Source organism: Marivita sp. NO-S04, from assembly GCF_059070475.1.
This window is the reverse complement of the sequence record NZ_CM180980.1, coordinates 788,377-801,001: the sequence shown is the minus strand read 5'-3', so window position 1 is coordinate 801,001 and position 12,625 is coordinate 788,377. Positions and strand designations below refer to the sequence as shown.

Here is a 12,625-nt window from a genome sequence, read left to right as displayed (position 1 = left end):
GAAGGATTGCGCCAGAATTTTCGAAAATTCGGCTCGGCCTCAGACAATTGTTGCTTGCGTCGCAGCGCGCAGCTCATCCTCGGTCACACCTTCCGCGGTCTCGACGATCTTCAGACCGCCCTCGACCACGTCAAACACACCCAGATTGGTGATGATGCGATCTACCACACCCGCACCCGTCAACGGCAGCGTGCATTCCTTGAGCACTTTGCTGTCGCCGTGCTTGTTTGTGTGATCCATGACCACGATCACACGGCCCACGCCAGCCACGAGATCCATCGCGCCGCCCATGCCCTTCACAAGCTTGCCCGGGATCATCCAGTTCGCCAGATCGCCTTTTTCGTCCACTTCCATCGCGCCGAGAATGGCCATGGCGATCTTGCCGCCGCGGATCATGCCGAACGAGGTGGCGCTGTCGAAATAGCTGGTGTGGGGCAGTTCGGTGATCGTCTGTTTGCCCGCATTGATCAGGTCGGGATCTTCGTCGCCCTCATAGGGGAACGGCCCCATGCCCAGCATCCCATTCTCGGACTGCAGGGTCACGGTTACGCCGTCGGGGATGTAGTTCGACACAAGCGTCGGGATGCCGATGCCAAGATTGACATACATACCATCCTGCAATTCCTGCGCCGCGCGAGCAGCCATCTGGTTGCGGTCCCATGCCATAGTGGTTTTCCCTTTGTTTACCGTGAATGCCGCAAATGCGGCGTTATCCCTTGAAATCCGTAAAACCGACGGGCACGTCGATCATGATCACTGTCCCAGCTGCACCGCACACGACGTTCAGAGTACCATCCAGCCCTTCAAGCAGCGAAGACACCAACCGCCCACCGACGGAATGCTCGGACGGGAACGCCATCTTGCGCGGAATCCCTACACCGTCGTCCGAGATCGTCATCCGCAAGCCACCAGCGGCAAGGCGATTGGCCCGCAGTTCGAGGTAGCCTTGATCCAACCCATCAAAGGCATGCTGAAACGCGTTTGACACCAGCTCGAACGTGATCAGCGCCATGCGAATTGCGGCGTCAAGATTCACCTCGAGCGGTTCGACCAGCGATACGAACCGCACCCCGGGGCGGCCTTCGTTATGCGCGATGGTGTGCGAAATGCGCGACAGAAGTGACCCGAGGTCGATGCCATCGCGGTTCCACTGCTCATCGGCGAGCTTCATCTCTTCGTACACGAATTGCAGACATTCCAACCGCCGAGGCAGCTGATCCAACATCCGCAACCGTCGTTTGTTGGCTTCAGCAGAGAGCAAGCCTTCGGATTCGGCGCTGTCGACCAGCGAGCTGACGATCAGGCCAAGGTCCTGATTGACCCGTGAGCAGACCGTGTCGAGATGCAGACGGGTCGCGTCAGACGCGCGGTCCTGTTCGTCGTCGCGCAGTTCCTTCTGGATGCCAAGGAAGTAGACCGGTTTGCCCAACCCATCCGAGATCGGCGCGATCAGCAAGCGGTTCATGAACGCTTCGCCCGTGGCGCGGTAATTGAGGATATCGACCGCGACATCCTCTCCGGCCTCGATCGCGTTGCGGATCATCTGCACCGCGTTGGGGTCGGTGTCCGGCCCTTGCAAGAAGCGGCAATTCCGACCAATCACCCGCGACCGTTGATACCCGGTCGTACGTTCGAACGCATCGTTGATGTAGACGATCGGGTTGTCATCCGAGTTCGGGTTGGTGATCACCATCGCAACGCTCAGCCGAGAAAAGCCAGCCAAGGCCTGGCTGTCATCCAGGACCGAAGTCAGTTTTGGTTTCTCAACAGTTCGTTCCACGGATTTTCGGTTCGTTTTCTGTCTCAGGCTGCCGGCCTTGGGCGTGTTGTGCGCTGTTCGATGCGCTTTTCGTGCGTGCCTTGGATGATGCGACTCACGTAGATGCCCGGCAGGTGAATGTGGTCGGGGTCAAGCTCGCCCGGCTGGACGATTTCTTCGACTTCCATGATGCAGACTTTGCCGCACATCGCAGCGGGCGGGTTGAAGTTGCGCGCGGTCTTGCGAAAAATCGCATTACCGGTGGTGTCGGCTTTCCATGCCTTCACGATGGACAGATCGGCGAAGATGCCCTCTTCCATGATGTAGGTTTCCCCGTTGAAATCGCGATGATCCTTGCCCTCGGCAATCACGGTCCCGACGCCGGTCTTGGTGTAAAAACCGGGGATACCCGCACCACCTGCGCGCATGCGCTCTGCCAAGGTGCCCTGCGGGTTGAATTCCAGCTCAAGTTCGCCCGAGAGATACTGCCGCATGAACTCTGCGTTCTCGCCCACATAGGAGCTGATCATCTTCTTGACCTGACGCGTCTGCAGAAGAATGCCGATCCCGAAATCATCCACTCCGGCATTGTTGGATGCAAAGGTCAGATCCTTGACGCCACTGTCTCGGATCGCACTGAGAAGAAGCTCGGGAATACCGCTTAGGCCAAATCCGCCAGCCGCGATGAGCATGCCGTCTTTCAGAACGCCCTCGAGCGCTTCGTTTGCCGATCCATAGACCTTTTGCATCGCACTATTCCCCGCTGTTCAACGCAGCGCCGTTTTGGCGTGTCGTGGCCACTAAGTCAACGGCAGCACGGCGTGTATCGGGATGTGTCAACTTCGCGCATTAAGGGCAAAATTGACACATTTTTCGCACAGCAGTCTTGTAAAGAAAGGCAGGCAAACGACCGCTACGTTTAGCTTTTCTTGGCCGCTGGTTTCTTTTTCGCTGCAGGTTTTTTCGCGGCTGTCTTTTTGGCGGGTGCCTTTTTGGCCGGCGCTTTTTTCTTAGCACCTGTCTTTGTGGACTTTTCCGCGATCAGCGCAAGTGCCATGTCCATGGTAACGGCATCCGGCTCCACGTCTTTGGGCAGAGTAGCGTTGACCTTTTCCCACTTCACATAAGGCCCGTAGCGCCCTTCCATTACGGCGATCATGCCACCGTCCTGCGGGTGTTCACCAAGCTCCTTAAGAGGCTTGGCCGCACTGCCGCGTCCGCGACCGGGATTAGCACGTTTTTCGGCCAAAAGTTCTACGGCGCGGTTCATGCCGATCTCGAACACGTCCTGAAACTCTTTGAGGTTCACGTAAACGGGTTTCGAGTCGTCCGGCATTTGGTGCATGATGAACGGACCAAAGCGGCCAAGGTTCGACTTCACCTCACCACCCTCTGGATGCATGCCGACCACACGCGGCAGCGTCAGCAACGTGACCGCCTTTTCCAACGTCATGTCATCGGGCGACCAGCCGGGCAGAAAATCGCCCTTGGCTTTGGGCAAACTGGCGCGCGGCGGCTTTTTGTTTTCGGGTGTGGGTTCACCGCGCTGCACATATGGGCCAAAGCGACCAGACTTGAGCCAAATTTCCTCGCCTTGATCTTCGCCAAGCACGCGCTCGTCGCCCTCGGCACCTTCGCCCGCGATCGGGCGGGTGTAGGTGCATTCGGGATAGTTGCCACAGCCGACAAACCCGCCGGTGCGCGATGTCTTGAGGTGCAAATTGCCAAGCCCGCATTTCGGGCAGACCCGCGGGTCGCTGCCATCGTCGCGCGGCGGATACAATTGCGGGGCTAGCGCTTCGTCCAGCACGTCCAGAACTTCGGTGATCCGCAGGTCGGACGTTTCCGAGATTGCGACCGAGAAATCACGCCAGAACTTGGCAAGCAGTTCCTTGTAATCCCCCTCACCTGCGCTGACATGGTCCAGCTCGTCTTCAAGTGCTGCGGTGAAATCGTATTCCACGTAGCGTTTGAAGAAATTGAGCAGGAAGATCGTTACGATCCGGCCCTTGTCTTCGGGGATCAGGCGGTTCTGTTCCTTGCGGACATATTCGCGATCCTGAATCGTGGTGATGATGCTGGCATAGGTCGACGGGCGCCCGATTCCGAGCTCTTCCATCCGTTTGACCAACGTCGCCTCGGTGTAACGCGGCGGCGGTTGGGTAAAGTGCTGATCCGGCGTGATGCCGCGCTTTTCGGCTTTTTCGCCCTGCATGATCTGCGGCAGGCGCTTGTCCTCATCATCGACGACAGCGTCATCGCGGCCTTCTTCGTAGACCCGAAGGAAGCCGTCGAACAGCACCACCTGACCGGTGGCCCGCATCACGACCTGTCCATCCGCGCTGCCCACATCGACGGTGGTGCGTTCAAGGCGGGCCGATTCCATCTGACAGGCCAACGTGCGCTTCCAGATCAGGTCATAAAGTTTGCGCTGGTCCGCATCGCTGATTTTCAGGCTAGCGGCATCTTTGGCCATTTCCGTAGGGCGGATACATTCGTGTGCTTCCTGCGCGTTCTTGGCCTTGTTCTTGTAGATGCGCGGTGTCTTGGGAACATACATGTCGCCATAGCGATCCTTGATCGCGGCACGAGCCTGATCTACGGCCTCGGGGGCCATGTCGATGCCGTCGGTCCGCATATAGGTGATATGGCCCGCCTCGTAGAGCCGCTGTGCGGCATTCATCGTCTGCCGCGCGCCCATGCCAAATTTGCGGCTGGCCTCTTGCTGAAGCGTGGAGGTCATGAAGGGGGCCGATGGGTTGCGGGAGCCGGGTTTCGCCTCGACCGATTGCACCGTGAGATCGCGGCTGGTGATCGCCTGCACAGCCAGCTCGGCCTGGGTTTCGTTCTCAAGATCGTAACGATCCAGCTTTTTACCGGCAAGAACGGTCAGCCGCGCCTCGTATTCCTGCCCGCGCGGGGTCGAGAGCAGCGCCTTGACCGACCAGTATTCGCGGGCACGGAAGGCTTCGATCTCCATCTCGCGCTCAACAATGAGTCGCAGGCAGACCGACTGCACCCGCCCCGCACTGCGCGCACCAGGCAGCTTGCGCCACAGCACCGGCGACAGGTTGAAACCCACGAGGTAGTCAAGCGCACGACGGGCGAGATACGCATCGACAAGCGGCACGTCGATGTCGCGCGGATTGGCCATGGCTTCGGTAACGGCGGCCTTGGTGATGGCGTTAAAGGTGACCCGTTTGACATCGGTGCTGGCCTTGATCGATCGGCGTTTGGTCAGTGCCTCTTTCAGGTGCCAAGAGATCGCTTCGCCTTCGCGGTCAGGGTCGGTTGCGAGGATCAGCGCGTCGTCGGTTTTGAGCGCCTCGGCAATGGCCGCAACGTGTTTGCGGGAGTCGGCTGCGATCTCCCATTTCATGTCGAAATCATTGTCAGTGTCGACCGATCCGTCTTTCGGCGGCAGGTCGCGCACGTGGCCGTAAGATGCCAGAACGGTGTAGTTGGACCCCAGATACTTGTTGATCGTTTTGGCTTTTGCCGGGGATTCGACAACGACAACTGGCATGTAAAAAAGACCTTTCTGACCGTTCCAAGACCATCTTGGGTATATCGCATATGGCGGCGTCACAGGTGGGGTGCAAGCGGGAATTGTCAATCGGACATACCGTGCACCCCATCGCGGACAGGGTATGGCAGGGTGTTGAAGACGGTCGATTGGGGCGCGCTTTTCCATGAATGGAAAAGGTCAAAAATTTGGAAATTTTTAATCGCGCATGTCAGCCGATGCGCGAAATGAGCCCGCCGGGTTGCCGGTTTATGCGGCCTTCAAGCTCCAGGTCGGTGAGTGCCGGAGACACGATCCGCGAGGGCGCGCCCAAGTCGCGGATCAACTGGTCCTCACCCATCGGGGACGGACCAAGCCGATCGAGAATTGTTTGGTGCAGCTTGGCGATCTCGGCCAATGGCCGCTCGCCGCGGGGCTCGACCAATGGCAGTTCGGGGCTGGGCGGATCAATCACCTCAGCCAGCGTCGCCAACGCTTCGATCACGTCCTCGGCATTGCGCACAAGCCGCGCGCCGTCGCGCAGGAGCATGTTGCAACCGCTGGCACGGGCATCGAACGGGTGACCGGGAACGGCCATCACGTCGCGCCCCTGATCGAGAGCGGTGCGGGCAGTAATCAACGACCCGGAACGCGCCGCCGCTTCGACCACGATGACAGCTTGGGCCATGCCCGAGATGATGCGATTGCGCGCAGGAAAGTGCCGCGCCTGCAGCTGCAACCCCATCGGCTGTTCGCTGATGCGAGCGCCACCTTGGCTCACGATGTCTTCGGCCAGCTTGGTGTTTTCGGCCGGATAGAGCACGTCCACGCCGCCGCCCAGAACCGCGATGGTGCCAGTGGTCAGAGCCGCCAGATGCGCCGCCGTGTCCACCCCGCGCGCCATACCCGAGGTCACGACAAACCCCGCTTCGCCCAAACCGGTTGCCAAGGCGCGGGCCATACGCCCCCCGAGGGACGAGGCATTGCGTGCACCAACCAAGGCGATTTGCGGTTTCGACAGGATATTCGCGGACCCCATTGCCCAGAGCATGGGAGGTGCATCGTCCAGTTCCGCCAATCGTGCAGGATAGGCCGGATCACCCCGGCAGATCAGGGTCGCCCCTAAGGACCGTGCCGCACTGAGTTCGGCTTGGATGACGGCTTCAGGGCATATCTGATAATTTTCAACACCTGCGGTGCTGGCGATGTCCGGCAAATGCACCAACGCCGCCGAGGCGCTGCCGTGATCATGCATCAGCCGGTAGAACGTGCTGATCCCCACCCGACGTGAGCGCAAGAGACGGAGCCAGTCAAACCTTTGGTCTTCCGTGGTGGGTGGGAGTAGGGGGTGAGTGGAAGATGTGTGGTCCAAGGTCATCCTGTCTCCGTCCGCTTGCAGGAACAGGAATAGTCTTTCACTGGTTAATCAGTGGTGAACGCAAAAAGGCGGCAGCGAACAAATCCACCGCCGCCTTTTCAACTCATTGATTTGGATCGTTTCTTTTTCAGGTTTGCGCCCCGCCGACCGTCAGACCACCGATCATAACTGTGGGCTGGCCGACCCCGACAGGCACCCACTGCCCCTGCTTGCCACAATTGCCCATGCCGGGATCAAGCGACATGTCGTTGCCCAAAGCGCGAATCTGTTGCAGCGCGGTTGCGCCATCACCGATCAGCGTCGCGCCCTTGACCGGCGCACCGACCTTGCCATCCTTCACGCGGTACGCCTCGGTGCAGGAGAACACGAACTTGCCATTGGTGATATCCACCTGCCCACCGCCAAAACCGACGGCCCAAATCCCGTCCTTGAGATCGGCCACGATATCGCCCGGCGCCACATCGCCGCCCAGCATGTAGGTGTTGGTCATGCGTGGCATCGGGATATGGGCATAGCTCTCGCGGCGCCCGTTGCCTGTGGGTTGAACCCCCATCAGGCGGGCGTTCTGGCGGTCCTGCATAAAGCCCACCAGCTTGCCATCCTCGATCAGCACGTTCTTGGCCGACGGTGTACCTTCGTCATCCACCGTGATCGATCCACGCCGATCTGGTATCGTCCCGTCGTCCAGAACAGTCACCCCCTTCGCCGCAACCTGCTGGCCCATGAGCCCGGCAAAGGCTGAACTGCCCTTGCGGTTGAAATCGCCCTCAAGCCCATGCCCCACCGCTTCGTGCAGCAGGATGCCCGGCCACCCCGGCCCGAGCACGCTGTCCATCACACCAGCCGGCGCGGGCACCGCGTCAAGGTTGACCAATGCAATGCGCATTGCCTCGCGCGCCTTGTCCTGCCAGTCCGACGGGTCCAGCAAGCCGTCCAGCAAAACGCGCCCACCGCCGCCTGCCGTTCCCGATTCGCGGCGGCCGTTCTCTTCGACGATCACGCTGACATTCACACGGGTCATGGGCCGAGTGTCAGACACCAGCGTGCCTTCGGGCCGCAGGATTGCCACTTCTTGCAAGGATGCGGCAATCGTCGCGCTGACCTGCACGACGCGCGGGTCCAGACCCCGGGCAAAGGCGTCGATCTCGCGCAGGGTGTCGACCTTGACCGGGAAGCTGTGCCCGGCAATCGGGTCGGCATCAGTGTAAAGCTTTGTATTGGTGCCCGCAGGTTTGTCTGCCAGCGTGCCGCCCCCCTCGCCGACCGCAAGCCGGGCGGTTTCGACCGCGCGCTTGATTGCCGATTCGGAGATGTCGGTGGAATGCGCATAGCCAGCAACTTCGCCCCGTACGGCGCGCAGGCCGAATCCCTCGGACGCGTCGTAGCTGGCGGTTTTTACGCGGCCATCGTCAAAGACCAGCACCTCGGATCGGCGCCGTTCGAGGAACAATTCCCCATCGTCTGCCCCCGCCACAGCCTCTTTCAACAGTGCAAGCGCACGGTCCTGATCGAGATGCGTGTCAAATGGTTGGAAAGACGTGTCGGTCATGAAACCCCCAGAGGTGTGAATTGATCCAGATCAAAGAAAGCGCGTTTTTGCCGCAAGCAAGCTTCTTTAACTGATGACCAGAATATGGTTTTAACCGCTCCCAAGACAACGGGAGGATTGTGTCGGCCTGTGCCGAAGCTAGCCTGCCTTTGCATTTTGACAGAACACGCAACCGATCAGGGTAAGACATGCAACTCAAATCTTTGCTCTTGGGTCTGGCCACCACCTTCACCGCCGCACCGGCGTTTGCGCAGCAGACGCTTGAGACGATTGGCGTTCCGGTGGACCGGGGAACAGGCTTTCAACCCGCGGCAACCGAACTGGCGCGCGACCTTCAATGGCTTGATGGGATGCTCCTCATCATCATCACCGCCATTGTGCTTTTTGTGACCGGGCTCCTCGCCTACTGCATCGTGCGCTACAACCGCCGTGCCAACCCGACGCCATCCAGCTTTACCCACAACACGCCGATCGAGATCGCATGGACCGTGGGTCCGATCCTCATCCTCGTGTTCATCGGCGCGTTCTCGCTGCCGGTGCTGTTCAAGCAGCAGGAAATCCCCGAAGGCGACCTGACCATCAAGGTCACCGGGTACCAGTGGTACTGGGGCTATGAGTATATCGGTGAAGACCTTGCCTATGACGGCTACATGATCGGGTCGCCCTTCACTGGTGGCGACAACCGGATGTCCGCAGATGTCGAGGCACAGCTGATCGAAGCAGGCTACCGCAAGGAAGATTTCCTGCTGGCAACAGATACCGCCGTGGTCGTGCCGGTCGGCAAGACCGTCGTGATGCAGGTGACTGGCGCGGACGTGATCCACTCGTGGACGATCCCGGCCTTTGGTGTGAAGCAGGACGCGGTCCCCGGTCGTCTGGCCGAACTGTGGTTCACCGCCGAGAAAGAAGGTGTGTACTTCGGCCAGTGTTCTGAGCTTTGCGGCCTTGCGCATGCGTATATGCCGATCACTGTCAAAGTGGTCAGCGAGGCCACGTATGATGCTTGGCTCGAAGCGTCCAAGAACGAAGGCGGCTATGTCGATGTCCGCACGCTTCTGACCAACTAAGACCAAATGGCGCACGCGGCCCTCGCGTGCGCCACCCTGACCGGCCCATCTGACCCAACGCAGTTGAGACACACGTGACCGATACAAGCATCAACACCCAGTCGCTCAGTGCCGAAAATGACGCGCAGTTCAGCGATTATTTCGCTCTACTGAAACCGCGTGTGATGACGCTTGTCGTGTTCACCGCCTTCGTTGGCCTGCTTGCTGCGCCAAACGCGGTGCATCCGTTCATCGGGTTCTGCGCGATCCTGTTTATCGCCATTGGCGGCGGCGCATCCGGCGCACTGAACATGTGGTGGGATGCTGATATCGACGCTGTGATGAAGCGCACCCAGCGCCGCCCGATCCCTTCGGGCAAAGTTACCGGCGACGAAGCCTTTGCCATCGGCATGGCGCTTTCGGCATTCTCGGTTGTGTTTCTTGGCCTTGCGACGAACTGGTTTGCAGCGGGCCTGCTGGCCTTTACCATCTTCTTTTACGTCGTGATCTACACGATGTGGCTCAAGCGCTGGACACCGCAGAACATTGTAATCGGTGGTGCGGCCGGTGCGTTCCCTCCGATGATTGGCTGGGCTGCGGCAACCGGCGGTGTGAGCGTTGAATCCGTTCTCATGTTTTGTCTGACGTTCATGTGGACGCCCCCGCATTTCTGGGCGCTGGCGCTGTTCATGCGCAAAGACTACGACAATGCCGACGTGCCGATGCTGACCGTGACCCACGGTCGCCGCGCGACGCGCAATCACATTCTGGTCTATACCGTTCTACTGGCGATCCTTGCTGTTGCCGCAGGTTTCACTTCGATCGGCGGGCCGGTCTATATCGTGACTTCCGTGGTGCTGAACGCGATGTTCCTAGTGGGTGCCTACCGGATCTGGCGTCGGGATGAAGATATGTCCGAAGAGGACAACTTTCTGGCCGAGCGCAAGTTCTTCAAACTGTCCCTGCTCTATCTCTTTGCCCATTTCGGTGCGATCCTGATCGAAGCGGGTCTCGACAAGATCGGGGTTTGGGGATGAGCCTGTCCAAGCAACATGAACTTCACGAGCGCCGTTATGGCCGCAACGTGGGTGTCGGTCTGGTTCTTGTTGGACTGATCGCCATCGTGTTCGGTCTGACGGTCGTCAAAGTCACACGCGGGGATTACGAAACCCCCGCCACAACATCGGTGAGCCAATGAAACCGCTTGATCCGAAGAAAAAAACCGCCCTTCAGGCCTTTGCCGTTGTCGTTTTCATGGGCGGCTTGGGATGGGCCTCGGTGCCTCTGTACGATTGGTTCTGCCGCGTGACCGGCTTTGGTGGCACAACAAATGTGGCCGAGGCGGGCAGCGTCGAGATCGTGGATCGCACGATCAAAGTGCGCTTTGACGCCTCGCTCGAACGAGGCATGCCGTGGGAATTCAAGCCGATGCAGCTCGAAGTGGAGCTGCGTCTCGGCGAAGAAGGCCTAGCCTTCTACGAAGCCTATAACCCGACGGACCGCCCTATTGCGGGCACAGCAAGCTACAATGTAGCGCCCTATGGCGCTGGACTTTATTTCTCGAAGATCGCGTGTTTCTGCTTTGAAGAGCAGATTCTGATGCCGGGCGAACGGGTCGAGATGCCCGTCAGCTTTTTCGTCGACCCCGATATCATGAACGACACCGACGCGAAATTCGCGAAACACATCACCCTGTCCTACACATTCCACGAGATCGAGCTGCCCGAAGAAACGCAGGCGATGCTCGAAACGGAACAGTCGGACAGCGGTTCTCTGAACTAACGCCTAGCCACGAGGGACCAAAATGGCGCACGCAAAAGATCATGACTATCACATCCTGAACCCCTCCGTCTGGCCGTTCATCGGCGCGGTTGCAGGGTTCGTGATGCTGTTCGGAGCCGTCCTGTGGATGCACGACAGCGGACCGTGGATGTTCCTTATCGGACTTGTCGGCGTTCTTTACGTCATGTTCGGCTGGTGGGCCGATGTCGTGGCGGAAAGCCATGTGGGCGACCACACACCTGTGGTGCGGATCGGCCTGAAATACGGCTTTATTCTTTTCATCATGTCCGAAGTCATGTTCTTCGCGGCATGGTTCTGGAGCTTCTTCAAGCACGCCATGTACCCGATGGGCCCGGACAGCCCGGCCATCGACGGTGTCTGGCCGCCGGTGGGGATCGAAACGTTTGACCCGTGGCACCTGCCACTGATCAACACGCTGATCCTTCTGTGTTCGGGTGCGGCTGCCACATGGGCGCACCACGCGCTTGTTCACGAAGACAACCGTGAAGACATGAAGTGGGGTCTGATCATCGCCATCGCACTCGGCGCGATCTTCACTGTGCTGCAGGTCTATGAATACAGCCACGCTGGCTTTGGCTTTGCGGGCAACATCTACGGTGCCAACTTCTTTATGGCGACAGGCTTCCACGGCGCGCACGTCGTGATCGGGACGATCTTCCTGTTCGTCTGTCTGCTGCGCCTGACACGCGGTCACTTCACGCAGGAAAAGCACATCGGCTTCGAAGCCGCCGCATGGTACTGGCACTTCGTGGACGTGGTGTGGCTCTTCCTCTTTGCTGCAGTCTACGTCTGGGGTCAGTAACCTGACCCGACACGGGCGTTCCGGCTTGAACCGGAACGACCAACAAGGATAAAGCAAGGCGCGCCGGTTCGGCGCGCCTTTATCACTCTCAGGAGTCACCTCTTGTCGCGCACCACCCTGCCCCTTTTGACCGGTCTGCTTGGCACAGCGATCCTCGTGTGGCTTGGAACGTGGCAATTGGATCGGCTTGAGTGGAAACAAGGCATCCTGACCGAGATCGAAAGCCGCATCGGCGGCGATCCTGCCCCCCTGCCTGCCACCGGCGATCCGGAAAGCGACAGGTATCAACCTGTACAGTTGAACGGTACGATTGAACCCGACGAACTGTACGTTTTGGTGTCCCGCAAACGCGTTGGTGCAGGGTATCTCGTGGTATCTCCGTTCGTGACCGAAGATGGCCGACGCATCCTTTTGGACCGCGGGTTCATCCGTGTCGAAGACCGCGACACACCGCGGGATGGCGGCACCAAAGAAATCACCGGCAACCTGCACTGGCCAGATGACCGCACATCTTCGACACCCGAGAACGACGTGGCGGGCAACACATGGTTCGCGCGTGACATCTCCGCGATGTCCGAAGCCCTGAACACAGAGCCCCTATTGGTGATTGCCCGCAACATGTCGCCCTCTGATCTCGGCGTGACGCCCCTGCCGGTGGACACAAGCGGCATTCCAAACGATCACCTGCAATACGCGATCACGTGGTTCTCGTTGGCCGCTGTGTGGCTGATCGGAACCATCGCGCTGGTATGGCGCTTGAGACAGACGAAGGAAGGCTAAAGC

The 12,625-nt window shown here is 59.4% G+C and carries 12 protein-coding genes; 6 read left to right on the top strand and 6 right to left on the bottom strand.

What is annotated here, in order from left to right; genetic code table 11:
* Positions 1 to 39 precede the first annotated feature (39 nt).
* The 6 genes from ACK3EW_RS04200 to tldD form a co-directional block, all read right to left on the bottom strand.
* Complete coding sequence (locus tag ACK3EW_RS04200; RefSeq protein ID WP_493808578.1) at positions 40 to 666, bottom strand: CoA transferase subunit B; 627 nt, start codon at positions 664 to 666, stop codon at positions 40 to 42.
* A 43-nt stretch (positions 667 to 709) separates the two neighbouring features.
* A complete protein-coding gene (locus ACK3EW_RS04195) occupies positions 710 to 1,780 on the bottom strand; it encodes a PAS domain-containing protein (RefSeq protein WP_493808577.1) in 1,071 nt (356 codons plus the stop codon).
* Positions 1,781 to 1,803: 23 nt separating this feature from the next.
* The gene (locus tag ACK3EW_RS04190; protein ID WP_085629068.1) at positions 1,804 to 2,508 is read right to left on the bottom strand and encodes a CoA transferase subunit A; all 705 of its coding nucleotides are present in this window, start codon (positions 2,506 to 2,508) and stop codon (positions 1,804 to 1,806) included.
* A 170-nt stretch (positions 2,509 to 2,678) separates the two neighbouring features.
* Entirely contained in the window at positions 2,679 to 5,285 is a 2,607-nt protein-coding gene (gene topA / locus ACK3EW_RS04185; protein ID WP_493808576.1) for a type I DNA topoisomerase, read from the bottom strand.
* A 211-nt stretch (positions 5,286 to 5,496) separates the two neighbouring features.
* Positions 5,497 to 6,642 (bottom strand): DNA-processing protein DprA, encoded by a 1,146-nt coding sequence (dprA, locus tag ACK3EW_RS04180; RefSeq protein WP_493808575.1) that lies wholly within the window; start codon positions 6,640 to 6,642, stop codon positions 5,497 to 5,499.
* Positions 6,643 to 6,769: 127 nt separating this feature from the next.
* Positions 6,770 to 8,191: a metalloprotease TldD gene (tldD, locus tag ACK3EW_RS04175; RefSeq protein ID WP_493808574.1), complete on the bottom strand. Its 1,422-nt coding sequence runs from the start codon at positions 8,189 to 8,191 to the stop codon at positions 6,770 to 6,772.
* Positions 8,192 to 8,379: 188 nt separating this feature from the next.
* Between tldD and coxB the strand changes: the two genes are divergently transcribed.
* The 6 genes from coxB (at position 8,380) to ACK3EW_RS04145 (ending at position 12,622) form a co-directional block, all read left to right on the top strand.
* On the top strand, positions 8,380 to 9,258 hold the full coding sequence (coxB, locus tag ACK3EW_RS04170; protein ID WP_085629064.1) for a cytochrome c oxidase subunit II: 879 nt from the start codon (positions 8,380 to 8,382) through the stop codon (positions 9,256 to 9,258).
* A gap of 74 nt (positions 9,259 to 9,332) precedes the next feature.
* Positions 9,333 to 10,274 carry a heme o synthase gene (gene cyoE / locus ACK3EW_RS04165; RefSeq protein ID WP_439120520.1) on the top strand — a complete coding sequence of 314 codons (942 nt, stop codon included), beginning with the start codon at positions 9,333 to 9,335 and terminating at the stop codon, positions 10,272 to 10,274.
* Complete coding sequence (locus ACK3EW_RS04160) at positions 10,271 to 10,435, top strand: cytochrome c oxidase system small membrane protein (protein WP_493808573.1); 165 nt, start codon at positions 10,271 to 10,273, stop codon at positions 10,433 to 10,435. The genes cyoE and ACK3EW_RS04160 overlap by 4 nt, the downstream gene beginning before the upstream one ends.
* The gene (locus tag ACK3EW_RS04155; protein WP_439120518.1) at positions 10,432 to 11,019 is read left to right on the top strand and encodes a cytochrome c oxidase assembly protein; all 588 of its coding nucleotides are present in this window, start codon (positions 10,432 to 10,434) and stop codon (positions 11,017 to 11,019) included. The genes ACK3EW_RS04160 and ACK3EW_RS04155 overlap by 4 nt, the downstream gene beginning before the upstream one ends.
* A gap of 22 nt (positions 11,020 to 11,041) precedes the next feature.
* Positions 11,042 to 11,842, top strand: a complete 801-nt coding sequence (locus ACK3EW_RS04150; protein WP_439120517.1) for a cytochrome c oxidase subunit 3 — start codon at positions 11,042 to 11,044, stop codon at positions 11,840 to 11,842.
* Between the two features lie 102 nt (positions 11,843 to 11,944).
* Complete coding sequence (locus ACK3EW_RS04145) at positions 11,945 to 12,622, top strand: SURF1 family protein (protein WP_493808572.1); 678 nt, start codon at positions 11,945 to 11,947, stop codon at positions 12,620 to 12,622.
* The last annotated feature ends 3 nt before the right edge of the window (positions 12,623 to 12,625 follow it).

Coding starts and splice junctions, on each gene's coding strand:
- topA (WP_493808576.1), bottom strand. CDS start 5,285: ATGCCAGTTGTCGTTGTCGAATCCCCGGCAAAAGCCAAAACGATCAAC.
- coxB (WP_085629064.1), top strand. CDS start 8,380: ATGCAACTCAAATCTTTGCTCTTGGGTCTGGCCACCACCTTCACCGCC.
- tldD (WP_493808574.1), bottom strand. CDS start 8,191: ATGACCGACACGTCTTTCCAACCATTTGACACGCATCTCGATCAGGAC.
- dprA (WP_493808575.1), bottom strand. CDS start 6,642: ATGACCTTGGACCACACATCTTCCACTCACCCCCTACTCCCACCCACC.
- ACK3EW_RS04160 (WP_493808573.1), top strand. CDS start 10,271: ATGAGCCTGTCCAAGCAACATGAACTTCACGAGCGCCGTTATGGCCGC.
- ACK3EW_RS04150 (WP_439120517.1), top strand. CDS start 11,042: ATGGCGCACGCAAAAGATCATGACTATCACATCCTGAACCCCTCCGTC.
- ACK3EW_RS04190 (WP_085629068.1), bottom strand. CDS start 2,508: ATGCAAAAGGTCTATGGATCGGCAAACGAAGCGCTCGAGGGCGTTCTG.
- ACK3EW_RS04200 (WP_493808578.1), bottom strand. CDS start 666: ATGGCATGGGACCGCAACCAGATGGCTGCTCGCGCGGCGCAGGAATTG.
- ACK3EW_RS04155 (WP_439120518.1), top strand. CDS start 10,432: ATGAAACCGCTTGATCCGAAGAAAAAAACCGCCCTTCAGGCCTTTGCC.